The sequence below is a fragment of the Streptomyces sp. NPDC027672 genome, assembly GCF_055566335.1.
Genome location: NZ_JBVHSO010000006.1, coordinates 374509 through 396911 on the forward strand (window position 1 = coordinate 374509; position 22403 = coordinate 396911).

21 protein-coding genes are annotated in these 22403 nt (G+C 73.7%); 12 read left to right on the forward strand and 9 right to left on the reverse strand.

The window, feature by feature from the left end:
- Window positions 1-24: 24 nt before the first annotated feature.
- The gene (locus ACZ4SV_RS17570) at window positions 25-699 is read right to left on the reverse strand and encodes a Crp/Fnr family transcriptional regulator (protein ID WP_014674022.1); all 675 of its coding nucleotides are present in this window, start codon (window positions 697-699) and stop codon (window positions 25-27) included.
- Between the two features lie 275 nt (window positions 700-974).
- Here ACZ4SV_RS17570 and nth point away from each other — a divergent pair, with 275 nt between their 5' ends.
- The 3 genes from nth (at window position 975) to ACZ4SV_RS17585 (ending at window position 4094) form a co-directional block, all read left to right on the forward strand.
- On the forward strand, window positions 975-2051 hold the full coding sequence (nth, locus tag ACZ4SV_RS17575) for an endonuclease III (RefSeq protein WP_468005234.1): 1077 nt from the start codon (window positions 975-977) through the stop codon (window positions 2049-2051).
- 55 nt (window positions 2052-2106) lie between these two features.
- On the forward strand, window positions 2107-2802 hold the full coding sequence (locus ACZ4SV_RS17580; RefSeq protein WP_397967940.1) for an NUDIX hydrolase: 696 nt from the start codon (window positions 2107-2109) through the stop codon (window positions 2800-2802).
- Between the two features lie 92 nt (window positions 2803-2894).
- Window positions 2895-4094, forward strand: a complete 1200-nt coding sequence (locus tag ACZ4SV_RS17585; RefSeq protein WP_397967939.1) for a MarP family serine protease — start codon at window positions 2895-2897, stop codon at window positions 4092-4094.
- A 13-nt stretch (window positions 4095-4107) separates the two neighbouring features.
- On the opposite strand, the gene ACZ4SV_RS17590 is transcribed toward ACZ4SV_RS17585, so the two are convergent.
- The 6 genes from ACZ4SV_RS17590 to ACZ4SV_RS17615 all read right to left on the reverse strand — a co-directional run bounded on the left by ACZ4SV_RS17590 (window position 4108) and on the right by ACZ4SV_RS17615 (window position 11700).
- Window positions 4108-4287, reverse strand: a complete 180-nt coding sequence (locus ACZ4SV_RS17590) for a hypothetical protein (RefSeq protein WP_365873769.1) — start codon at window positions 4285-4287, stop codon at window positions 4108-4110.
- Between the two features lie 139 nt (window positions 4288-4426).
- Window positions 4427-5362 (reverse strand): alpha/beta fold hydrolase, encoded by a 936-nt coding sequence (locus ACZ4SV_RS17595; RefSeq protein WP_468005237.1) that lies wholly within the window; start codon window positions 5360-5362, stop codon window positions 4427-4429.
- The gene (locus ACZ4SV_RS17600) at window positions 5359-5847 is read right to left on the reverse strand and encodes a phage holin family protein (protein WP_365873765.1); all 489 of its coding nucleotides are present in this window, start codon (window positions 5845-5847) and stop codon (window positions 5359-5361) included. Before ACZ4SV_RS17600 ends, ACZ4SV_RS17595 begins: the two co-directional genes overlap by 4 nt.
- A 119-nt stretch (window positions 5848-5966) precedes the next feature.
- Entirely contained in the window at window positions 5967-7409 is a 1443-nt protein-coding gene (nhaA, locus tag ACZ4SV_RS17605) for a Na+/H+ antiporter NhaA (protein ID WP_468005239.1), read from the reverse strand.
- Between the two features lie 199 nt (window positions 7410-7608).
- Window positions 7609-9564, reverse strand: coding sequence for an acetate--CoA ligase (gene acs, locus ACZ4SV_RS17610; protein ID WP_397947870.1), 1956 nt, complete (start codon window positions 9562-9564; stop codon window positions 7609-7611).
- 396 nt (window positions 9565-9960) lie between these two features.
- The gene (locus ACZ4SV_RS17615; protein WP_468005241.1) at window positions 9961-11700 is read right to left on the reverse strand and encodes a SulP family inorganic anion transporter; all 1740 of its coding nucleotides are present in this window, start codon (window positions 11698-11700) and stop codon (window positions 9961-9963) included.
- A 262-nt stretch (window positions 11701-11962) separates the two neighbouring features.
- Between ACZ4SV_RS17615 and ACZ4SV_RS17620 the strand changes: the two genes are divergently transcribed.
- Window positions 11963-13231, forward strand: a complete 1269-nt coding sequence (locus ACZ4SV_RS17620) for a polysaccharide deacetylase family protein (RefSeq protein ID WP_468005243.1) — start codon at window positions 11963-11965, stop codon at window positions 13229-13231.
- A gap of 3 nt (window positions 13232-13234) precedes the next feature.
- On the opposite strand, the gene ACZ4SV_RS17625 is transcribed toward ACZ4SV_RS17620, so the two are convergent.
- Window positions 13235-14215 carry an ATP-binding protein gene (locus tag ACZ4SV_RS17625; protein ID WP_468005245.1) on the reverse strand — a complete coding sequence of 327 codons (981 nt, stop codon included), beginning with the start codon at window positions 14213-14215 and terminating at the stop codon, window positions 13235-13237.
- A gap of 101 nt (window positions 14216-14316) precedes the next feature.
- Here ACZ4SV_RS17625 and ACZ4SV_RS17630 point away from each other — a divergent pair, with 101 nt between their 5' ends.
- The gene (locus ACZ4SV_RS17630) at window positions 14317-15150 is read left to right on the forward strand and encodes a Fic family protein (RefSeq protein ID WP_468005247.1); all 834 of its coding nucleotides are present in this window, start codon (window positions 14317-14319) and stop codon (window positions 15148-15150) included.
- A gap of 498 nt (window positions 15151-15648) precedes the next feature.
- Here ACZ4SV_RS17630 and ACZ4SV_RS17635 read toward each other — a convergent pair whose 3' ends face one another.
- The gene (locus ACZ4SV_RS17635; RefSeq protein WP_468005249.1) at window positions 15649-16479 is read right to left on the reverse strand and encodes an HAD family hydrolase; all 831 of its coding nucleotides are present in this window, start codon (window positions 16477-16479) and stop codon (window positions 15649-15651) included.
- Between the two features lie 595 nt (window positions 16480-17074).
- Here ACZ4SV_RS17635 and ssd point away from each other — a divergent pair.
- The 7 genes from ssd to ACZ4SV_RS17670 all read left to right on the forward strand — a co-directional run bounded on the left by ssd (window position 17075) and on the right by ACZ4SV_RS17670 (window position 22377).
- Complete coding sequence (gene ssd, locus ACZ4SV_RS17640; RefSeq protein WP_365875604.1) at window positions 17075-18181, forward strand: septum site-determining protein Ssd; 1107 nt, start codon at window positions 17075-17077, stop codon at window positions 18179-18181.
- Window positions 18178-19368 carry a TadA family conjugal transfer-associated ATPase gene (locus ACZ4SV_RS17645; RefSeq protein WP_468005251.1) on the forward strand — a complete coding sequence of 397 codons (1191 nt, stop codon included), beginning with the start codon at window positions 18178-18180 and terminating at the stop codon, window positions 19366-19368. Before ssd ends, ACZ4SV_RS17645 begins: the two co-directional genes overlap by 4 nt.
- A 69-nt stretch (window positions 19369-19437) precedes the next feature.
- Window positions 19438-20298 carry a type II secretion system F family protein gene (locus ACZ4SV_RS17650; protein WP_468005253.1) on the forward strand — a complete coding sequence of 287 codons (861 nt, stop codon included), beginning with the start codon at window positions 19438-19440 and terminating at the stop codon, window positions 20296-20298.
- The gene (locus ACZ4SV_RS17655; RefSeq protein WP_468005255.1) at window positions 20295-21086 is read left to right on the forward strand and encodes a type II secretion system F family protein; all 792 of its coding nucleotides are present in this window, start codon (window positions 20295-20297) and stop codon (window positions 21084-21086) included. Before ACZ4SV_RS17650 ends, ACZ4SV_RS17655 begins: the two co-directional genes overlap by 4 nt.
- A gap of 220 nt (window positions 21087-21306) precedes the next feature.
- The gene (locus tag ACZ4SV_RS17660) at window positions 21307-21444 is read left to right on the forward strand and encodes a DUF4244 domain-containing protein (protein WP_397947861.1); all 138 of its coding nucleotides are present in this window, start codon (window positions 21307-21309) and stop codon (window positions 21442-21444) included.
- 22 nt (window positions 21445-21466) lie between these two features.
- Window positions 21467-21805: a TadE family type IV pilus minor pilin gene (locus ACZ4SV_RS17665; RefSeq protein ID WP_468005257.1), complete on the forward strand. Its 339-nt coding sequence runs from the start codon at window positions 21467-21469 to the stop codon at window positions 21803-21805.
- 122 nt (window positions 21806-21927) lie between these two features.
- A complete protein-coding gene (locus tag ACZ4SV_RS17670) occupies window positions 21928-22377 on the forward strand; it encodes an Rv3654c family TadE-like protein (protein ID WP_468005258.1) in 450 nt (149 codons plus the stop codon).
- The last annotated feature ends 26 nt before the right edge of the window (window positions 22378-22403 follow it).

The following is a 22403-nucleotide window of genomic DNA, read 5'->3' on the forward strand; positions in this document are numbered from 1 at the left end:
CCGTGCCCCGCGCGGGCCGGCGCGTCAGCGCGACCGCTTGGCCAGCCTCTCCACGTCCAGCAGGATCACGGCCCGCGCCTCCAGGCGCAGCCACCCGCGCTGGGCGAAGTCCGCGAGGGCCTTGTTCACGGTCTCGCGGGAGGCGCCGACGAGCTGGGCCAGCTCCTCCTGGGTGAGGTCGTGGACGACGTGGATGCCCTCCTCGGACTGCACGCCGAAACGGCGGGAGAGGTCCAGCAGGGCCCGGGCCACGCGACCGGGGACGTCGGAGAAGACCAGGTCGGACATGGCGTCGTTGGTCTTGCGCAGCCGGCGCGCGACGGCGCGCAGCAGGGCGCCCGCCACCTCCGGGCGGGCGTTCAGCCAGGGCTGGAGGTCGCCGTGGCCGAGACCGAGCAGCTTGACCTCGGTCAGCGCGGTCGCGGTGGCCGTGCGGGGGCCCGGGTCGAACAGCGACAGCTCGCCGATCAGCTCGCCGGGGCCGACGACGGCGAGCATGTTCTCCCGGCCGTCGGGGGAGGTGCGGTGCAGCTTGACCTTGCCCTCCGTGACGACGTAGAGCCGGTCGCCGGGGTCGCCCTCGTGGAACAGGGAGTCGCCGCGTGCGAGGGTCACCTCACTCATGGAGGCGCGAAGCTCCGCGGCCTGCTCGTCGTCGAGAGCCGCGAAGAGCGGGTTGCGCCGCAGGACGTCGTCCACGAGTTCTCTCCTTGTCGACCTGCTCAGGGGATGGTGTTCCCCCGTGTGCCAGGGGTCCGTGTTCCCCATTTTGCCGGACGGTCCAAACAGTGTGATCTGTCACAAGGATGCCGTACGGGTGTCCCGGGGTAAGCGTCAGGGGTCCGTTCGGGGACCGGTCCGCCGGGTCCGGGGCGGATGTCGGTGCCGGGCTTTAGGCTGGCCGGGTGTCCAAATCGCCGGTGAGAGCAGAGGGCAAGGGGGCTGGGCGGGTGGTTGTACGGCGCGATTCCGCTGTGGGCGAACGCGAGCCCGAAGGAAGTAATAAAACGGGCAAATCGTCCAAAAAGGCTGCTGCTGCGAAGAAGGCGGCCAAGAAGGCGGCACCTGCCGGGAAGACCGCGAAGAAGGCCGTGAAAAAGGTGGCGGCCGCGAAGAAGGCGGTCCCGGCCGAGCGTGCCGCCCCGGCGAAGAAGGCGGCTGCCGCCAAGCGCGCCGCCCCGGCCGGGAAGGGCGGGTCCGCCGCGGCCGTCGCGTCCGCCGGGCCGGCCGTCGAGAAGGCCGCGCCCGTCCGGAAGATCGCCGTCACACCGCCGGGCGGCGAGTCCCCCACCGCCCTCGTCCGCCGTGCCCGCCGCATCAACCGCGAGCTGGCCGAGGTGTACCCGTACGCCCACCCGGAGCTGGACTTCGACAGCCCCTTCCAACTGCTGGTCGCCACCGTGCTGTCGGCCCAGACCACCGACCTGCGCGTCAACCAGACCACCCCGGCGCTCTTCGCCAGGTACCCCGCTCCCGAGGACCTCGCCGCCGCCAATCCGGAGGAGGTCGAGGAGATCCTGCGTCCCTGCGGCTTCTTCCGGGCCAAGACCAGGTCGGTCATAGGGCTGTCCAAGGCGCTCGTCGAGAACTTCGGCGGCGAGGTGCCCGGCAGGCTGGAGGATCTGGTGACCCTGCCCGGCGTGGGCCGCAAGACCGCCTTCGTTGTTCTCGGGAACGCCTTCGGCCGGCCCGGAATCACCGTGGACACCCACTTCCAGCGGCTGGTCCGGCGCTGGAAGTGGACCGACGAGACCGACCCCGACAAGATCGAGGCCGCCGTCGGCGCGCTCTTCCCGAAGAGCGACTGGACCGACCTGTCCCACCACGTCATCTGGCACGGCCGCCGCATCTGCCACGCCCGCAAGCCCGCCTGCGGCGCGTGTCCCATCGCCCCGCTCTGCCCGGCCTACGGCGAGGGCGAGACCGACCCGGAGAAGGCCAGGAAGCTGCTGAAATACGAGAAGGGCGGTTTCCCGGGGCAGCGGCTGCGGCCGCCGCAGGCCTACCTCGACGCGGGCGGCACACCGGCGCCGCCGCTGGGGGCCGCGTGACGGAACGATTTCGGTGCTCCCGGGCGTTGGAGTCAGCGAAGCGACGGGGGTGGCGATGACGAGGACGAGCGACACGCAGGGCGGTCCGGTGGCGCTCAGCAAGGAGGGGCTGCCGGACTGGCTGGCGCCCGTCGTGCGCGCCGCCGAGACGGTGCAGCCGCTCCAGCTGAGCCGCTTCCTGCCGCCGGAGAACGGCTCGGGGCGGCAGTCGGCCGTGCTGATCCTGTTCGGCGAGGGGGAGCGCGGCCCGGAGCTGCTGCTCATGGAGCGCGCGGGCTCCCTGCGCTCGCACGCGGGCCAGCCGTCCTTCCCGGGCGGCGCGCTCGATCCGCAGGACGGCGACCCGCAGGGCGAGGGCCCGCTGCGGGCCGCGCTGCGCGAGGCGGAGGAGGAGACCGGGCTCGACCCGTCCGGGGTGCAGCTCTTCGGTGTGCTGCCCCGGCTGTACATCCCGGTCAGCGGCTTCGTCGTCACGCCCGTGCTGGGCTGGTGGCGCGAGCCCAGCCCGGTCGGCGTGGTCGACCCGAACGAGACCGCGCGGGTCTTCACGGTGCCCGTGGCGGATCTCACCGACCCCGCCCACCGCGCCACCGCCGTCCACCCCCGGGGCCACCGCGGTCCGGCATTCCTGGTCGAATCGGCCCTGGTGTGGGGTTTCACGGCCGGGGTGATCGACCGTCTGCTGCACTACGCGGGCTGGGAGCGCCCCTGGGACCGGGAGAAGCAGGTCCCGCTCGACTGGCGCGCATGACAGGGTGATCCCCGAGCTGTGTTCCCCGGGGGTCGGCCCCCGGACCCCGGCCGAGCTGCTGGGAGCGGAGTGAGTAGGCGAGGCCTGAAGCAGTGAACGTGCTGGACATCCTGTTGCTCGTCGCGGCCGTGTGGTTCGCGGTGGTGGGCTACCGCCAGGGCTTCGTCGTCGGGATCCTGTCGGTGACCGGCTTCCTGGGCGGCGGCCTGGTCGCCGTGTACGCGCTGCCCGTCATCTGGGACGCGATGACCGGCAACGCGCGGGTCGGCACCACCGCCGCCGTCGTCGCCGTGGTGGTCGTCATCGTCTGCGCCTCGGTGGGCCAGGCCCTGACCACCCACCTCGGCAACAAGCTGCGCCGGCACATCACCCGGTCCCCGGCCCGCGCCCTGGACGCCACCGGCGGCGCGCTGGTCAACGTCGTCGCCATGCTCCTGGTGGCCTGGCTGATCGGCTCCGCCCTGGCCGGCACGACCCTGCCCACGCTCGGGAAGGAGGTCCGCGGCTCCAAGGTGCTGCTCGGCGTCTCCCGGGCGCTGCCCGCGCAGGCCGACACCTGGTTCGCGGACTTCTCCGCCGTCCTCGCGCAGAACGGCTTCCCGCAGGTCTTCAGCCCGTTCTCGGACGAGCCGATCAAGGACGTGGAGCCGCCCGACCCGGCCCTCGCCCGCAGCCCGGCCGCCTTCCGCGCCCAGCGTTCCATCGTCAAGGTCACCGGCACCGCCCAGAGCTGCGGCAAGGTCCTGGAGGGCACCGGCTTCGTCTTCGCCGACCGCCGGGTGATGACCAACGCGCACGTGGTCGGCGGGGTGGACGCGCCGCGCGTGCAGATAGGCGGTGAGGGCCGCAAGTACGACGCCCGGGTGGTGCTGTACGACTGGAAGCGCGACATCGCCGTACTCGACGTACCGGACCTGCGGACGTCCGCGCTGCGGTTCGCCGGGCCGGACGCGGCCGGCGGGGACGGCGCGATCGTCGCGGGCTTCCCGGAGAACGGCGCGTACGACGTGCGGGCCGCGCGCGTGCGCGGGCGCATCACGGCCAACGGACCGGACATCTACCACCGCGGCACGGTCCGCCGCGACGTCTACTCCCTGTACGCCACCGTCCGCCAGGGCAACTCCGGCGGCCCGCTGCTCACCCCGGACGGCAAGGTGTACGGCGTGGTGTTCGCCAAGTCCCTCGACGACGCGGACACCGGCTACGCCCTGACGGCGGACGAGATCGAGGCCGATATCGAGCGGGGACGCACGGCGAACGAGCAGGTGGGCACGGACAGCTGCGCCCTGTAGGACGACGGGGCGGTCAGGGCCTCGGGTGGCGCAGGCGCACCGAGACCCAGCGGGCCCGGCGGCGCAGGATGTGCGGGATCCCCACCCGAGGGTCGCCTTCCGCGAGTTGCGGGGTGCCTCGCTGAGGCGTGCTCAGGCCCGTGGCCGAGCGGCGGTTGCGGGGTGCGTCACTGTAGTCGTGCGTCCAGCCCATACCCGGACGTGTGCCCCCGCCCGAAGGTCCATAACCGCCTGGGCGCCCCCCAATTGGCCTATGCGGAAGGCATGTGGCCATTCGGGGGACAAGTGTTCAGGAACCGGATACCCCGCGCACCCGAACCGTCACCAAACGGTCACCTGTCCGGCTCGGGGTCCTTCAGCCAGTTGATCAGCTCCGTGGAGAAGGCCGCCGGGTCCTCCTCGTGCGGGAAGTGCCCGAGACCGTCGAACAGCCGCCAGCGGTACGGCGCTTCCACGTACTCCCCGGAACCGGCCGCGCTGCGGGCGCGGGTCACCGGGTCCAGTGAGCCGTGCAGATGCAGCGTCGGCACCCGTACGGGCCGCTTCATCCGGCGGTAGAACTGCACGCCGTCCGGACGGGCCAGGGAGCGCACCAGCCAGCGGTACGGCTCGACGGAGCAGTGCGCCGTGGAGGGGATGCACATGGCCCGCTGGTACGTCTCCACGGCCGCGTCCTCCGGCGGCCGCGGTCCGGACCAGTCCCGGATCAGCTTCCCCACCAGCGCGCCCCCGTCCGCGGTCAGTTGGCGCTCGGGCAGCCAGGGCCGCTGGAAGCCCCAGATGTGGGAGTTGGCGGCCGTCTGCCGGGCGTCCCGCAGCATCGCCGCGCGCCAGCGCCGCGGGTGCGGCATGGACGCCACGGCGAGGCGCCGTACCAGCTTGGGCCGCATGGCCGCCGCCGTCCACGCCAGATAGCCGCCGAGGTCGTGGCCGACCAGCGCGGCGTCCGGCTCGCCGAGCGAGCGGATCACCCCGGTGACGTCCAGCGCCAGGTTCGCCGGGTCGTAGCCGCGGGGCGTGCGGTCGCTGCCGCCGACGCCCCGCAGGTCCATCGCCACCGCCCGGTAGCCCGCGCCGGCGAGCGCGGCCAGCTGGTGCCGCCAGGTCCACCAGAACTGCGGGAAGCCGTGCAGGAGCAGCACCAGGGGCCCGTCGCCCAGCTCCGCGATGTGGAAGCGGGCGCCGTTGGCGGCGACGTCCCGGTGGGTGACCTGGCTTCCGTCCGGGAGGCCGATCCGGACGGAGGAGGAGGCGGCTGGGTCGGTCATGACGACGAGCGTGCCACAGCCTCGAGGGCGGCGGGAGCCGGTTCCCCGGGCAGTTCCGGGCGCGGGTGCGGCTTGGCGTTCTGCAGGACGCCTGCCGTCTGCTTCATCGAGGCGGCCGTCTTCTGCGGGCCCCGGCCCTGCTTGGCCTTCTTCGCGAACACCAGGCCGATGAGCCCGAGGAGGCCGGCGACCAGCACGTTGGCCGCGAAGGACAGCACGAAGCAGATCGCCAGGTTCCAGTGGCTCCAGGTGCGGATGCCGTAGGCCAGGGCGAAGTTGAGCATCGGCAGGGAGAACACCAGTACGGCGCCGGCCATCGAGAAGGCGCCGCCGCTGACCGCGCCGCGCTTCACGTCCTGCTTGAGCTGGGCCTTGGCCAGCGCGATCTCGTCGTGCACCAGCGCCGACAATTCGGTCGTCGCCGAGGCGAACAGCTGGCCGATGCTGCGTTCGGCGCCGACCGGGCTGCCGTCGGGTGCGCTCATCGCGTTCTCCCTCAGAGTCTCGTGCCGCGCAGGTGCTGCGCCGCCGGCCGTGGTGCTCGTACGGCCGTCCGGGCAGCCGCCGCGTGTGCGGCCGTCTTGTTTTGTACCGTCTCGTCAGATCATGCCGGACGGCCGCCCTCCTCGCCTGCCCCGCCCGGCACTTCCGCAAGCCCGTGGCGCGCCGCGGCCGCCCGCTCGGCGGCCAGCCGCCGGTGTTCGGCGGCCTTGCGCTCGTGGATCTCGGCCATCCGCAGGTGGTACGCCGGGTCGTCCTGCTCGTAGACGTCCGGGATGCCGTCGAGGTCCTCGTCGCGCTCCTCCTCCTCGCACAGCCTGCGGTACCGGTCGTTGCGCAGCTTCAGCAGCACGGTCGCGCACACCGCCGCGATCAGCGAGCCGGCCAGGACGGAGGCCTTCACCTCGTCGGTGAGCACGCTGTCGCCGGCGAAGGCCAGCTCACCGATGAGCAGCGAGACCGTGAAGCCGATCCCGGCGAGCGTGGCCATGGCGAAGACGTCGGCCCAGGCCAGTTCCTCGCTGAGTCGCGCGCGGGTGAAGCGGACGGTCAGCCAGGTGCCGCCGAAGATGCCGATCGCCTTGCCGACGACCAGGCCGAGGACGACACCGAGCGTCTCGGGGTGGGTGAACACGTCCCCCAGCGCCCCGCCGGACAGCGACACACCCGCGCTGAACAGGGCGAACAGCGGCACGGCGAGTCCGGCCGACAGGGGCCGCACCAGATGCTCGATGCGCTCGCCCGGCGAGTGCCGCTCGCCCTCCCGGGTGGTGCAGCGCAGCATCAGGCCCATGGCCACGCCGGCGATGGTGGCGTGCACGCCGCTGTTGTACATCAGCGCCCAGACGACGACGCCGAGCGGCACGTACACATACCAGCCGCGCACGCCCTTGCGCAGCAGCAGCCAGAAGACGGCGAGGCCGGCGACGGCGCCGCCGAGCGCGGCGAAGTTCAGCCGCTCGGTGAAGAAGACCGCGATGATCAGGATCGCCAGGAGGTCGTCGACGACGGCGAGGGTGAGCAGGAAGGCGCGCAGGGCGCTGGGCAGGGAGGTGCCGATGACCGCGAGCACGGCGAGCGCGAAGGCGATGTCGGTGGCGGTGGGCACCGCCCAGCCCCCCAGGGAGCCGTGCCCGGCGAGATTGGTGAGCGTGTAGACGAGCGCGGGTACGGCCATGCCGCACAGCGCCGCCGCCACGGGCAGCACGGCGGCCTTCGGGTCGCGCAGGTCCCCGGCGACCAGCTCGCGCTTCAGCTCGATGCCGGCGACGAAGAAGAACACGGCGAGCAGTCCGTCGGCGGCCCAGTGGGCGACCGAGAGGTGCAGGCCGAGTGCGCCGGGGCCGAGCTCGAAATGGCCGACCGTCTCGTAGGCGTGGCGCAGGCCGGGGATGTTCGCCCAGGTCAGCGCGGCCACGGCGGCGAGGAGCAGCAGGACACCGCCGACGGTCTCCGTGCGCAGCGCGTCCGCGACGTAGGTCCGCTCGGGCAGGGAGAGCCGGCCGAGGACCTTGCGGGCGGTGGTGCGGGTGTCGGGCGTGGTCACGGGAGACCTCCGAAAGGCAGGCGGAACTCACATGCCGACCAGACTTCCCGGCGCACCTGACGTGTCACGTCCTGCGACACTTTGCTTAGTTTACCTAAAGTGGCGCGGGCCGGGTGCGGGGCCTTCACCGAAGACGCCCGCGGGGCACCCGGCACGTCGCTCGCCGGGTGCCCCGCGGGCCGCCGTTCACTCCTGTCGCTCAGTCCTCGCCGGGCGCCGCCGGCAGCTTGGCCTGGATGAGGTCCATGACCGCGCTGTCGGTCAGGGTGGTCACGTCACCGAGGGTGCGGTTCTCGGCGACGTCCCGCAGCAGACGGCGCATGATCTTGCCGGAGCGGGTCTTCGGCAGCTCCGCCACCGGCAGGATCCGCTGCGGCTTGGCGATCGGGCCGAGGGTGGCGCCGACGTGGTTGCGCAGCTCGCCGACGAGCGCGTCGTCCTCCGTGACCGTGCCGCGCAGGATGACGAAGGCGACGATGGCCTGGCCGGTGGTCTCGTCGGTGGCGCCCACGACGGCGGCCTCGGCGACCGACGGGTGCGAGACGAGCGCCGACTCCACCTCGGTGGTGGAGATGTTGTGCCCGGAGACGAGCATCACGTCGTCCACCCGGCCCAGCAGCCAGATGTCCCCGTCGTCGTCCTTCTTGGCCCCGTCGCCGGCGAAGTACCGGCCCTCGAAGCGCGACCAGTAGGTGTCGATGAACCGCTGGTCGTCACCCCAGATGGTGCGCAGCATCGACGGCCACGGCTCGGTCAGCACCAGATAGCCGCCGCCGCCGTCGGGCACCTCGTTCGCCTCGTCGTCCACGACGGTCGCGCTGATGCCGGGCAGCGGGCGCTGGGCGGAACCGGGCTTGGCCTCGGTGACACCGGGCAGCGGCGAGATCATCATGGCGCCGGTCTCGGTCTGCCACCAGGTGTCCACGACGGGCGTCCGGTCGGCACCGATGTGCTTGCGGTACCAGACCCACGCCTCGGGGTTGATCGGCTCGCCCACCGAGCCGAGCACCCGCAGGGAGGACAGGTCGAACTTGGCGGGGATGTCGTCGCCCCACTTCATGAACGTCCGGATCGCGGTCGGGGCGGTGTAGAGGATCGTGACCTGGTACTTCTGCACGATCTCCCAGAACCGGCCCTGGTGTGGGGTGTCCGGCGTGCCCTCGTACATCACCTGCGTGGCGCCGTTGGCCAGCGGGCCGTACACGATGTACGAGTGGCCGGTCACCCAGCCGACATCGGCCGTGCACCAGAACACGTCCGTCTCCGGCTTGAGGTCGAAGACCGCCCAGTGGGTGTAGGCCGTCTGGGTGAGGTAGCCGCCGGAGGTGTGCAGGATGCCCTTCGGCTTCCCTGTCGTACCGGAGGTGTAGAGGATGAACAGCGGGTGCTCCGCGTCGAACGCCTCCGGGGTGTGCTCGGCGGACTGCCGGCCCACCAGGTCGTGCCACCACACGTCCCGGCCCTCGGTCCAGCCGACGTCCTGGCCGGTACGGCGCACCACCAGGACGTGCTCGACGTTGCCGGCCTTGGCCGCCGCCTCGTCCACGGCCGGCTTCAGCGCGGACGGCTTGCCGCGCCGGTAGCCGCCGTCGGCGGTGATGACGACCTTGGCGTCCGCGTCCTGGATGCGGGTCGCGAGCGCGTCCGCCGAGAAGCCGCCGAAGACGACCGAGTGCGCCGCGCCGATCCGGGCCGAGGCCAGCATCGCGATCGCGGTCTCCGGGATCATCGGCATGTAGATGGCGACCCGGTCGCCCTTGCGCACGCCCAGCTCCAGCAGGGCGTTGGCGGCCTTGGAGACCTCGTCCTTCAGCTCCGCGTAGGTGATCGCGCGGCTGTCGCCGGGCTCGCCCTCGAAGTGGATGGCGACGCGGTCCCCGTGACCGGCCTCCACATGACGGTCCACGCAGTTGTAGGCGACGTTCAGCTCGCCGTCCTTGAACCACTTCGCGAACGGCGGGTTGGACCAGTCCAGCGTCTCGGTCGGTTCCTTGGCCCAGGTCAGCCGGCGGGCCTGCTCGGCCCAGAAGCCGAGCCTGTCAGCCTTGGCCTGCTCATACGCCTCCGCCGTGACGTTGGCGTGCGCGGCCAGGTCGGCGGGGGGCGCGAACCTGCGTTCTTCCTTCAGCAGGTTGGCCAGGCTCTCGTTGCTCACGACATCTCCCTTTCCAAGGGTGTCCGTTGTGTCCCAGGCCACAGCTCATCAGACGCGGGGGGCCGATGACAAGGGTCGACGGGGAAATTGGTTTAGACCTGTCGACGCCGGGCGGGCGGCACCGGTCCGTGCGCCGCCTCACCTCCGCCGATGCCGGCCGGGATGTCGCGTGTCCTGGGCGGGCCGCGCGGGCGGGGTGGCTGCTCGGCTGTGGGGTCCTGCGTGCTGGGTGGGGTGCGTGGGCTCGGCGGTCGTCCGGTTGTGAGGTCCTGCGTCCGGGGCGGGCCGCGTCGGTTCGGTGCCTGTGGGTGGTGCGGTGGTGTGCTGGGGCGGGCTGCTGTCCGGGGTCGGTTCCGTGCGTTGGGTCGGGTTGCCGTCCGGGGTCGGTTCCGCGTGTCAGGTCGGGCCGCTGGTCCGGGTCGGTTCCGTGTGCTGGGGCAGGTCGCTGTCCCGGGCCGGTTCCCGGCCGGCCGCCGGTGCGTCCGGGGTGGCGGGTGGCCCGGCGGCGGGTGGTCCGGCGGCCGGGGAGCGGTGGTCGCGCCTCGGGGGCCGGGGGCGGCACCGACGCCCGGCGGCCGGGGCCGGTCCGGCGGTCCGGATCCCCTCCCGCCGGCCCGCCAGCTCGGCCGTCCCGCCCCGCGCGGTGTGGGCGCCGCGCCAGTCCCGCAGCGACTCGTACGCCGCGTGGTCCATGAACGAGCCGTCCAACTCCACGACGGCGTGCGCGCCGTGCGGTACGAGGTGCAGGGCTCTGCTGAGCCGGGGCACCGCGAGGAAGGTCAACTGGCCGCGGACCCGGACGTGGTGGACTCCCTTCCTCTCTTCATGGGTGACGCGGGTGCGGGTGAGGCGGTGCAGGGCGAGGGCGACCGCCACGGCGATCCCGAGGAATACGCCCTGGAGGACACCGAGGAAGACCACGCCGAGTGCGGTCGCGGCGTAGACCGGCACTTCGCGGTGGCGTGTCACCGTGCGGATGTGGTGCGGGGACACCATCTGGATGCCGACGGCCAGCACCAGGGCGGCGAGGGAGGCGAGCGGGATCTCCTCCAGGACCGGGACCGCCAGCAGCGCGGCGCCTGCTATGAGAACGCCGTGCGTCATCGTGGAGTTCCGGCTGACCGCACCCGAGGTGACATTGGCGGTACTGCGCACCGCGACCCCCGCGACCGGCAGTCCCCCGAGAGCGCCCGAGACGATGTTGGCGGCGCCCTGGCCGCGCAGTTCACGGTCCAGGTCGGAGCGGTCGGCGCGGGGCCCGGGGTCCGGCCGGGTGGCGGTCAGCCGGTCCACGGCCACCGCGCCGAGCAGCGACTGCACGCTGCACACCAGGGTGGTGGTGAGCACGGCCGCGGCGACGCCGAGCGCGGGGCCCTCGGGCAGCCCGGCCAGGGCGTGGCTGTGCCAGGACGGCAGGTCGACCCGGGGCAGGGCCAGTCCGGCGAGCGCGGCGGTGCCGGCCGCCCCGGTGACGGCCACCAGGGCGGCCGGCACCCCGCGCAGCAGCCGTCCGGCGCGGCCGGGCAGGCGTGGCCAGGCCGCCAGCAGGACCAGGGTCAGCGCGCTCATCGCCACGGCGGCCGGGTGCGGGTCGGCCACCTGGGCGGGTAGCCGGCGCAGGTTGGCGAGGACGGAGCTGTCCGGGCTGCCGCCGAGGACGATGTGCACCTGGGCTACGGCGATGGTGACGCCGATGCCGGCGAGCATGCCGTGCACCACGGCCGGGCTGACCGCGAGCGCGCCGCGCGCCACCCGCAGGCAGCCGAGGCCGAGTTGGGCGAGGCCGGCCAGCACGGTGATACCGCAGGTCGCCTGCCAGCCGTAACGGTGGATCAGGTCGGCGGTGACCAGGGTGAGTCCGGCCGCGGGCCCGCTGACCTGGAGCGGGCAGCCGCCCAGCCGGCCGGCGACGACCCCGCCGGCCGCGGCGGCGACGAGACCGGCCTGCAGCGGGGCGCCGGTGGCCAGGGCGATGCCGAGGGAGAGCGGCAGGGCGATCAGGAAGACCGCGACGGCCGCGGACAGGTCGGCGCCCGCGACGGGGAGGCGGCGGCGTGCGGGCGCGGGGGCGTGCGGCGGATGGGTGTGGTGGGGCGGGCGAGGGCGCTGGGCGGGGGGCGGTGCGCAGGCTGGCATGTCCCGTCTCCTCCGGGGCGGCGGGATGGAGTAACGCTCGGTAAAGGAAGCGTAATGCCACGTAAAGACAAAGCATAGTTTTCCATGGCAAACAGCGCAGAAGATCGCGCGTCAGGGTGAACTAATCATTTGATCGGCTTGTCGTACTAATTCCTTCTCGCTCCCGTGCGACCTTGACGGCGCTGCCGGGACAAGCCCGGCACATCACCAGAAACGGCCCTCGTCAACGTGTGCCTGAGAGAAGGAAGAAGGTGGGCGGAACATGGCCGCCACCCAGCAGAGGATCGCCGTCGGCGCCATGGTCGCCGCGGCCTGTGCGGCGTCGCTCGCCGGTTGCGCGAGCGACCCGGTCCGCACGAAGGAAGGGGCGCCCGGCCCGGAGCGGGGCGCGCCGGCACCGGGCAGCGTGCTCCGGCCGATCGGTGACGGATCCACCGCGTACACCGGTTCCCAGCCGCATCTGCCCAGACCCGAGCGGCTGAGCCCCGGACAGAAGCCGCCGCAGTTCGTCGTGTTCTCCTGGGACGGCGCGGGCGAGGACAGCCAGAAGCTGTTCTCGCACTTCCGCCAGGTCGCCAAGGACAACAACGCGACCATGACGTACTTCCTCAGCGGTGTGTACCTGCTGCCGGAGGAGAAACGCGACCTCTACAAGCCGCCGCAGCACCCGGCGGGCCGCTCCGACATCGGCTTCAACGACGAGCGGGGCATCGCCGACACCCTGGAGCAGGTACGGCTGGCCTGGCTGGAGGGCAATGAGATCGGCACCCACTTCAACGGCCACTTCTGCGGGCCCGACGGCGGGGTCGGCACCTGGTCGGTGGACGAGTGGAAGAGCGAGATCGCCCAGGCCAAACGGTTCGTGAAGTCCTGGCGGACCACCACCGGCATGCGGCAGGCGTCCGCCCTGCCCTTCGACTACGACAAGGAGCTGATCGGCGCCCGCACGCCCTGCCTGGAAGGGCAGAAGAACTTCGTCAAGGCCGCCCAGGACCTCGGCTTCCGCTACGACTCCAGCGGAGTCAACAACCAGGTCTGGCCCAAGAAGAAGGGCGGTCTGTGGGATCTGTCGATGCAACTGGTGCCCTTCCCGGGCCACACCTACGAGCAGCTGACCATGGACTACAACTTCATGGTCAACCAGTCCGGCACCGAGACCCAGGGCGACCCCGACAAGTTCGACTACTGGGGCGACCAGATGCGCGACGGCCTCCTCAAGGGCTTCTACCGCGCCTACGACGGCAACCGCGCACCCCTGATCATCGGCAACCACTTCGAGTCCTGGAACGGCGGCACCTACATGCGCGCCGTGGAACAGGTGGTCAAGGAGGTGTGCGCCAAGCCCGACGTGCGCTGTGTCTCCTTCCACCAGCTGGCCGACTGGCTGGACGCCCAGGACCCGCAGACCCTGGCGAGGCTGCGCACCCTGGAGGTCGGTGAGGCGCCGCGGCAGGGCTGGGCGTCCTTCCTGGCCGGCCGCCCGGCCCCGGCGCCCAGGGGAGTGCCCGGGGCGCCGGCGGACAAGCGGTAGGCGTCAGGCGGGCGCTGCCACGCTCTCGCCGAGCACGAAACGGGGGTCGACCTGCGCCGCCAGGTCGGCCCCGGTGCGCTCGTTCCCCCAGGATTCGGCGTTCTTCAGGTGGAAGTGCACCATCTGGCGGGTGTAGCGCTCCCAGTCGCGCCGCTCGTAGGTGGCGTCCACGGCGGCCCGCAGGGTCTCCAGGGCACCGGCGTTGGCCTCCTCCAGGAGATCGAACCGGGGCGGGCGGCCCTTCTCCATGGCGCGCACCCAGTCCGACCGCCCGACTGTCACCAGCAGGTCGTCCCCGACCTCCGCGCGCAGGAACTCGACGTCGTCCGGGTCCTGGATCTTGTTGCCGACGACCTTCAGGGCGACGCCGAAGTCCCGGGCGTATTCCTTGTACTGGCGGTAGACGGACACTCCCTTCCGGGTCGGCTCGGCGACGAGGAACGTCATGTCGAAGCGGGTGAACATGCCGGAGGCGAAGGAGTCCGATCCGGCCGTCATGTCGACCACGACGTACTCGTCGGCGCCGTCGACGAGGTGGTTCAGGAACAGCTCCACCGCTCCGGTCTTGGAGTGGTAGCAGGCGACCCCCAGGTCGGCGTCCGTGAAGGGGCCCGTGACCATCAGACGGACGGCGCCGCCGTCGAGTTCCACCGGGCGCGCGCAGGCGTCGTAGACCGGGTTGGGCTCCCGCACCCGGACCAGCCGCGAGCCCTCGCCGGGCGGGGTCGTCTTGATCATCTCCGCGGCCGAGGCGATGCGCGGGTTGGTGCCGCGCAGGTACTCCTTGATCAGCGGCAGTTGTCCGCCCAGGGCGGGCAGCGCCGCCGCCTCCTCCTCGCCGAGGCCGAGGGCCGGGCCGAGGTGCTGGTTGATGTCCGCGTCGATGGCGACCACCGGGGCCCCGGCGGCCACGAGATGGCGGACGAAGAGGGAGGAGAGCGTCGTCTTGCCGCTGCCGCCCTTCCCGACGAAAGCAATTTTCATGTTCACCAAGCGTAGTGGTGCGGTAGCAGTGGGTGGCGCCGGAACGTGAAGAAGACCACTCCTTCGTGGGGTGGGTCCCGAGCATGCGTACTGTCGTACCCATGAGTACGACAGGCGCGACCGCCGATAGGGGTGACCCCCTCGCGGCCCTGGGCACGCTGCCCGGTGTGGCCGAGTCCGTGGAGTCCGTGCGCAAGTCCGTGGACCGGGTCTACGGACACCGTGTCATGCGGCGCCGCAGCAACGAGATCACCGCCGAGGCTGCCCTGCGCGGCGCCCGCGGCTCGGCGGCGCTGTCCGGCGCGGACTGGGCCCTGGAGGAGGTGCGGCGGCGCACCGACTTCGGTACCGAGCCCGAGGCCCGGATCATGGGAGCGGCCCTGCGGCTCACGGCCGAGGCGGGACAGCTGCTGTCCATCTGGCGCCAGTCGCCCCTGCGGGTGCTGGCCCGGCTGCACCTGGTGGCCGCGGCGAGCGACGACGGCCGGGTCGGCAGGCCGCGCCTGGCCGGCGAGCCGGTGGACGAGCCGCTGGTCGAACTGCCGCTGCCGGACGCCGGGGAGGTCTCGGGCCGGCTGGAGGGGCTGGCGGACCTGATCATCGCCGGCACCTCGGCCCCCGCGCTGGTGACGGCCGCCGTGGTGCACGGGGAACTGCTCGCGCTGCGCCCCTTCGCCTCCCACAACGGCCTGGTCGCGCGCACGGCCGAACGGATCGTGCTGATCGGCAGCGGGCTGGACCCGAAGGCGGTCTGCCCGGCCGAGGTCGGCTACGCCGAACTGGGCCGCGCCTCCTACCTGGCCGCCCTGGACGGGTACGTCTCCGGCACGCCCGAGGGCATGGCCGCCTGGATCGCCCACTGCGGCCGGGCGGTCGAGCTGGGCGTGCGCGAGTCGACGGCGGTGTGCGAGGCGCTGCAGCGCGGCGCGGCCTGAACCGGCACCCGGACAAGGAATGCGGCGGTACGAGTTCTCGTACCGCCGCTGGCATGTTCACCCGGTGACCAAGCGTCCTCGATATTCGCCCATCAGGCCGGGGTGCTTTGCCCGTCCCTGGTGCGGCTGGCCCGTAATCGACGGGTCGACGTCGCGTGGGTGCCCGGTGTGCATGCGGGGGTCCGTGGGGCCAGGTGCGTAGTGACAGGGGATCCTCTCGGATGTCCTCTGGTCTCGCGGGCCTGACTTCTTTGTACCCCGAGTCGGGAGAAAGCGGTACCCCTGCCCGCACTTCTTTACTTTCCCCTTGGAACGGTGCGAAAAGGGCGCTTCCCGGCACGGCTTCGGAGCGCCCGGCGGGGTTGATCGGGTGGTGCCGTGCCGGGCGTCACGGTGTCGGCGGGACCGTTCAGGCGGTGCCGGGTGGGACTTGGCAGCCGCCCGACGTGGCTGGACAGGCGATGCCGCGCCGGGTCTCGGAGCGCCCGGCGGGGCCGGTCAGGCCGTGCCGCGCCGGCGGCTGGCGTACCAGACGAGTCCGGCGGTCGCCGCCGCCGCGCCTATCGCCGCCGCCGCGACCAGCGCGGGGCGGGGCGGCACGGAGAACGCCGGCAGCCGCTTCTTGAGCGGGACCGGGCGGCGGAACTCCAGCACCGGCCAGCCGTTCGCCACGGCCTCACGGCGCAGCGCGCGGTCCGGGTTCACGGCGTGCGGGTGCCCCACGGCCCGCAGCATCGGCAGGTCGGTCGCCGAGTCGCTGTAGGCGTGGCAGCGGGCCAGGTCGTAGCCCTCGGACGCGGCCAGTTCCCTGATGGCCTCCGCCTTGGTCGGACCGTAGGCGTAGTACTCCACCTCGCCGGTGAAACACCCGTCCTCGCCCACGACCATGCGCGTGGCCACCACCCGGTCCGCCCCGAGCAGTTCGCCGATCGGTTCGACCACCTCCGCGCCCGAGGTGGACACGATCACCACGTCCCGGCCGGCCGCGTGGTGCTCCTCGATGAGGGAGGCGGCCTCGTCGTAGATGATCGGGTCGATCAGGTCGTGCAGGGTCTCGGCGACGATCTCCCGCACCTGCTGGACGTTCCAGCCGCGGCAGAGCGCGGAGAGATACTCCCGCATGCGTTCCATCTGGTCGTGGTCCAGACCGCCGGCCAGGAAGACGAACTGGGCATATGCGGTACGAAGGGCAGCCCTGCGGTTGATCAGCCCTCCTTGGTAGAAGGACTTGCTGAAGGTGAGCGTGCTCGACTTCGCAATGACCGTCTTGTCCAGGTCAAAGAAGGCCGCTGCGCGGGGCGAGGAGTGGTTTTCCACGCCCCTGAGCATAGGCGCCCACCATTCGGCGTAAGGTGGGGCGCGTGGGTTTGCCTGAGAAGGCTCTCGGGTACACCATGGAAGTCACGGATCGTTCGCGACCGTGCTAACCCGGCCCGACTCCTCCCCCCCCCGAGTCGGCCGTGGGGACGACCCCCGCTCTCCCCCCCCGGCGGGGGTCGTCGCATGTCCGGGTGGGTTTTCTCCCTCTCCTTCCTTCCGTACGCGGCCACCGGGCCGGCCTCGCGCCGTCCGGGCCGCGGCGCTCGCATGCCCATGATCTGTCACTGACGGTAATCATAGGGATGCTCGGAGAAGTCGCCGCGGGATCGGCGCCGGTCTCACCGGTATGGGTGACGGAGTTATTCACAGGGGCCGGGGTTGTCCACAGTTATCGACCAAGATCCCCATTATTTCGCGGAGCGCGGCACCGTGATTACAGCGCGCTCACGTCGCGGCGAGTTCATGGCCGGTTCCGATTGCCGGGAGCGCGTTTGGCCGGTTTCTGTCGGCCGCTCTTATGGAGGCCGCTTACCGGCTCTTCACATCTTGGGGAATCGCGTGGCCGCCGGGGCCGCGCGGCCCGCCCAGCGAAGGGGGAACACCCGTGACCGGAACCGTCACCCACGACCCGCCGCCCGGCCCCGCGGACCGTCCCGGACGGCCGCTCATCGTCACCGAGGACGCCCTGCTCCTGGACGATCTGCTGCGCCTGTGCGCGGCGGCGGGCGCCACGCCCGAGGTCCACCACGGTGTTCCGCAGGCCGGAGACGGCTGGACGGCGGCCCCGCTCGTCCTCGTCGGCGACGACGCCGCCCGCCGGGTGAGCGGAGCCGCGCGCCGGCCCGGAGTGGTGCTGGTCGGCCGTGACCAGGACGACCCGGGGGTGTGGAAACGGGCCGTCCAGCTCGGCGCCGACCACGTCCTGATGCTTCCGGACGGCGAACCGTGGCTGGTCGACCGCATCGCCGACGTCGCCGAGGGCCTCGGCCGCCCGGCCCTCACCGTGGGCGTGATCGGCGGCCGGGGCGGGGCCGGGGCGTCCACGCTCGCCTGCGCGCTCGCCGTGACCTCCGCGCGCGAGGGGCTGCGCACCCTCCTGGTGGACGCCGACCCGCTCGGCGGCGGACTCGACGTCCTCCTCGGCGGCGAGGGCGCCGAAGGGCTGCGCTGGCCCGCCTTCGCCGCCTCCCGCGGCCGGGTCGGCGGCGGCGCCCTGGAGGAGTCGCTGCCCGAACTGCACTCGCTGCGCGTCCTGAGCTGGGACCGCGGGGACTGCGTCGCCGTGCCGCCGCCCGCCGTGCGCGCGGTGCTGGCCGCCGCCCGGCGGCGCGGCGGCACGGTCGTGGTCGACCTGCCCCGCCGGCTCGACGACGGGGTCGCCGAGGCCCTCGCCCAGCTCGACCTGGCCCTGCTCCTCGTCCCGGCCGAACTGCGGGCGGTCGCCGCCGCCGGCCGGGTCGCCTCCGCCGTCGGCATGGTCGTGCGCGACCTGCGGGTGGCGGTGCGCGGGCCGTACGCGTCCGGCCTGGACGACCACGAGGTGGCCCGGTTGCTCGGCCTGCCGCTGGCCGGCCGGGTGCCCGTCGAACCGGCGCTGCTGCGGCCGCAGGGCGGCGCCAAGGCGCCCGGGGCGACGGGGCGCGGCCCGCTCGCCCGCTTCTGCGCCGGCTTCTGGGAGCGCGCGCTCGTCGAGGCGGGAGGCACCCGGTGACCCTGCCCGGACTCGGTCTGCCCGACGGTGCGGCCCTGCTCGACGGCGTCCGCCGCCGGCTCGCCGAGAGCGGCGCCGAACTCACTCCCGCGCGCGTGGCCCAGGCGCTGCGCGAACAGGGCCGGGTGCTCGGTGACGCCGAGGTCCTGGGCGCGGCCGAGCACCTGCGCTCCGAACTCGTCGGCACCGGCCCGCTGGAGCCGCTGCTCGCCGACCCGGACGTCACCGACGTACTGGTCTCCGCCCCGGACCGGGTGTGGGTGGACCGCGGCGGCGGCCTGGAGCTGACCACGGTCACCTTCCCGGACGCGGCGGCCGTACGGCGGCTCGCGCAGCGGCTGGCCGCGGTGGCCGGACGCCGGCTGGACGACGCCCGGCCCTGGGCGGACGCCCGGCTGCCGGACGGCACTCGTTTCCACGCGGTGCTGCCTCCGGTCGCCGTGGGCTGCGCCTGCCTGGCCCTGCGGGTGGTGCGGCCCCGGGCCTTCACCGTCGAGGAACTGGTCGCGGCCGGCACGGTCCCGCCCGGCGGCGACCGGTTCCTCCGGGCCCTGCTCGCGGCCCGGCTGTCCTTCCTGGTCAGCGGCGGGACCGGCAGCGGCAAGACGACCCTGCTCAGCGCCCTGCTGGGGCTGGCCGGGCCGGGCGAGCGGATCGTGCTCGCCGAGGACGCGGCCGAGCTGCGGCCCGACCATCCGCACGTCGTCCGGCTGGAGACCCGGCCGGCCAACCAGGAGGGCGCCGGCCTGGTCACCCTGGAGGACCTCGTGCGGCAGGCGCTGCGCATGCGGCCGGACCGGCTGGTCGTCGGCGAGGTGCGCGGACCGGAGGTCGTCCATCTGCTCGCGGCCCTCAACACCGGCCACGAAGGCGGCTGTTGCACGGTCCACGCCAACGCCGCCGCGGATGTGCCGGCCCGGCTGGAGGCGCTGGCCACGGCTGCCGGACTGGACCGGGTCGCGCTGCACAGCCAACTGGCGGCGGCCCTGTCGGTGGTGGTGCACCTCGTACGGGACCGGTCCGGGCGGCGCCGGATCGACGAGGTGCACGTACTGGAGCGGGATGCCAGCGGGCTGGTGCGGACGGTCCCGGCGCTGCGCTGGGGCGAGCGGGGGTTCGCGCGGGAGCGGGGCTGGGAGCGGTTGCGGCACCTGCTGGGGGCTTCCGGGGAGGACGGGGGCGGATGAATTGCGGCGGTGCGCGGGCGAGAGGGCGAGCCGGTGAGGTGCGGAGCGATGAGAGAGGTGACGGGAGCGATGGGTGAGACGTCCATGGGGGCCGCGGTGCTCTGCCTCGGCGCGCTGGCGTGGCTGCTGGGCGGCCGGCCTGACGGGGCGCGGCGGGCCCGGCTGCTGCTGGCCGGCGGCGGCGTGGTGGCCACCGGGCCGCCCGCGTGGGAGCGGGCGCTCGCGCAACTGCGGCGCCGGCGCGACCGGGTGGGGGCCGAGTGGGCGGCGCTCGGGGCCGGGGTGGTGATCGCCCTGTGGGGCGCCTCGGTGCTTCCGGTCGTCGCGGGGGCGGCCGGGGTGCCGGTGCTGCGCCGGGTACGGCTGGCCCGGCAGGCCCGGCGCGTCCGGGAGCGGCGGGCCGACGCGGTGATCGCCCTGTGCGGGACGCTCGCCGGGGAGGTCAGGGCGGGACGGCAGCCGGGGGCGGCGCTGCTGCGGGCCGCGGCGGACTCCGGCGGGCTCGGTGCCGCGCGGGCCGCCGTGGTGGCGGCGGCGCGGTTCGGCGGTGACGTGCCGGGCGCGCTCGCCGTGGCGGCACGGCGGCCGGGCGCCGAGGGGCTGCTCGGACTCGCCGCGTGCTGGCGGGTGGCCGTGGACCAGGGCGCGGGGCTGGCCGCCGGCCTGGACCGGCTGGACGGCGCCCTGCGCGCCGAGCGGGACCAGCGGGCCGATCTGCGGGCCCAGTTGGCGGGCGCCCGGGCCACCACGGTGCTGCTCGCCGCCCTGCCCGCCCTCGGACTGCTGTTCGGCACGGCCATGGACGCCGATCCGCTGCGCGTGCTGCTGCACAGCGGGGCCGGCCTCGGCTGCCTGGTGACCGGCGCGGTGTTGGAGGCGGCCGGGATGTGGTGGGCGACGCGGATCGTGCGGGGAGCGGAGGCGGTGTGAGCGGGGACGTTGTCCACAGGCTGGGGACGGCCGGGGTCCTGCTGCTGGTCCTCGGCTGGGGCGTACGGCGGCTGGAGCTGGCCCGTCGGCGGCGCCGGGAGCGGCGCCGGGCGGCCGGGCTGCTGGGACGCGACGCGCACGGGGAAGCCCCGGGGAAGACGCGGTTCGCGGTCCCGGATGTCGTACGGCGGTGTCTGCCGCTGGCCGGCGCGGCGTGCGGTGTGTGGGTGCTGGCGGGCGGGGCGCTGGGGGTCGTGCTGGGGCTGGGCGCCGGCGCGGTGCTGTGGCGGTGGCGCGGCCGGCGGGAGACGGCGGCCGGGCGGCGGGAGACGGCCGACACCGCGGGCGCGACGCGTCAGCTCCCTCTCGCGGCCGATCTGCTGGCCGCCTGCATCGCCGCCGGCGCCGGTCCGGTGATCGCCGCCCAGGCGGTGGGAGAGGCCCTCGGCGGGCCCGTCGGCCAGGCGCTGGCGCGGGGCGCGGCGGAGGTCCGGCTCGGCGGCGCACCCGTGGACGCCTGGCGGGGCCTGGCCCTGCTGCCCGGCGCCGGTGCCCTGGCGCGGCTGCTGGAGCGGGCCGGTGAGTCCGGGCTGCCCGCGGCCGGCCCGGTCACCCGTCTGGCGGCGGACGCGCGCGCGGAGTGGACCCGCGCGGCCACGGCCCGGGCCCGCCGGGCGGCCGTACTGATCTCCGCGCCGGTCGGCCTGTGCTTCCTGCCCGCGTTCATCGCGGTCGGCGTGCTGCCCGTGGTGATCGGACTGGCGAGCGGGGTGACGGGAGGGGGCTGAGACGCCGGGAGCGGAGGGACACGGGGAGACGAGCAGGCACCCAGAACGCGTACGGACCGGCACAGGCACGTACGGACCAGAGCAGACAAAAACCGACGAGACAAACGAGACCAACGAGACAAACGAGACAGAGAGAACCGACCTTACGGGGGTTGAGATGTTCGGAAAGATTAGGGAAGCGGTGGCCCGGGCGCACGGGGCGTGCCGTGAGGACGCCGGGATGGTGACGTCCGAGTACGCGATGGGGATTATCGCGGCCGTCGGATTCGCGGTGGTGCTCTACCACGTCGTCACCAGCGGCCAGGTGCAGGCGGAACTCCAGGAGATCGTGAAGAAGGCCCTCGGTGCGCGGATGTGAGCGGGGCGGGGACCGGGGGTTCGTGACCGCGGAGGCGGCCGTGGTGCTGTCCGTGCTGGTGGCGTTCACGATGGCGCTGGTCTGGGGGCTGCTCGCGGTGGCCGCGCGGATCGAGTGCGTGGACGCGGCCCGCGCGGGCGCCCGGGCCGCCGCCCGGCAGGACCCGGCCGAGTCGGTGGTGACGGTGACCCGGCAGGCGGCGCCGCGCGGAGCCAGGGTGACCGTCACCCGCGAGGGCGACCGGGTCCGGGTGACGGTGGTGGCCCGTCCGCCGATGCTGACGGGGCTGCCCTTCGAGGTGCGGGAGGAGGCGGTGGCACTCGCCGAGGACACCGTGGGGACGGGGGAGGCGGGGCCGTGACGCACGGAACCGAACCGGCCGGCGGGCGGTGGCACACCGAGAGCGGAAGAGCGTCTCCGGGCCGGGGGCGGACGGGCCGGTGGTGGACGGGTCTGCGGCGGGCCCGGGGAGGGCAGGCGGCGGTGCCGGGCGGTGCGGAGGGCCGTCCGGCGGGGCGGAGTCAGGAGTCGGACCGGGGGTCCGCGACCGTGTGGAGCCTGGGGGCGATCGCCGTGCTGTGCGCGGTGTTCGGCGCCGTGCTCGCGCTCGGGCACGCCGTCGTCGTACGGCACCGGGCGGCCGGCGGCGCGGACCTGGCGGCGCTCGCCGCGGCGGACCACTGGACGCAGGGCGGCACGGCGGCCTGCGCCCGGGCCGGTCGGCTGGCGGCGGCCCAGGGTGTGCGGCTGGTGCGGTGCGTGATCGTGGGCGACACCTCGGACGTGACGGCGGCGGCCGGGAGAGGCCCGTTCACGGTGGAGGTCAGGGCGAGAGCGGGACCGCCGGGCCCGGTGCCGCCCGGCGCGCCGGACGGGCCCGGGACCGGACCGCCCGGCCCACCCGCGGTGTCCGACGGGTCCCGGCCACGCTGACTCACGCGCCCCCGGGACCCGCCGCG

Coding starts and splice junctions, on each gene's coding strand:
- ACZ4SV_RS17660 (WP_397947861.1), top strand. CDS start 21,307: ATGGTGACGTCCGAGTACGCGATGGGGATTATCGCGGCCGTCGGATTC.
- ACZ4SV_RS17615 (WP_468005241.1), bottom strand. CDS start 11,700: ATGCCAGCCTGCGCACCGCCCCCCGCCCAGCGCCCTCGCCCGCCCCAC.
- ACZ4SV_RS17590 (WP_365873769.1), bottom strand. CDS start 4,287: ATGGGCTGGACGCACGACTACAGTGACGCACCCCGCAACCGCCGCTCG.
- ACZ4SV_RS17620 (WP_468005243.1), top strand. CDS start 11,963: ATGGCCGCCACCCAGCAGAGGATCGCCGTCGGCGCCATGGTCGCCGCG.
- ACZ4SV_RS17600 (WP_365873765.1), bottom strand. CDS start 5,847: ATGAGCGCACCCGACGGCAGCCCGGTCGGCGCCGAACGCAGCATCGGC.
- ACZ4SV_RS17580 (WP_397967940.1), top strand. CDS start 2,107: ATGACGAGGACGAGCGACACGCAGGGCGGTCCGGTGGCGCTCAGCAAG.
- ACZ4SV_RS17630 (WP_468005247.1), top strand. CDS start 14,317: ATGAGTACGACAGGCGCGACCGCCGATAGGGGTGACCCCCTCGCGGCC.
- ACZ4SV_RS17635 (WP_468005249.1), bottom strand. CDS start 16,479: ATGCTCAGGGGCGTGGAAAACCACTCCTCGCCCCGCGCAGCGGCCTTC.
- ACZ4SV_RS17625 (WP_468005245.1), bottom strand. CDS start 14,215: ATGAAAATTGCTTTCGTCGGGAAGGGCGGCAGCGGCAAGACGACGCTC.
- ACZ4SV_RS17595 (WP_468005237.1), bottom strand. CDS start 5,362: ATGACCGACCCAGCCGCCTCCTCCTCCGTCCGGATCGGCCTCCCGGAC.
- ACZ4SV_RS17650 (WP_468005253.1), top strand. CDS start 19,438: ATGGGTGAGACGTCCATGGGGGCCGCGGTGCTCTGCCTCGGCGCGCTG.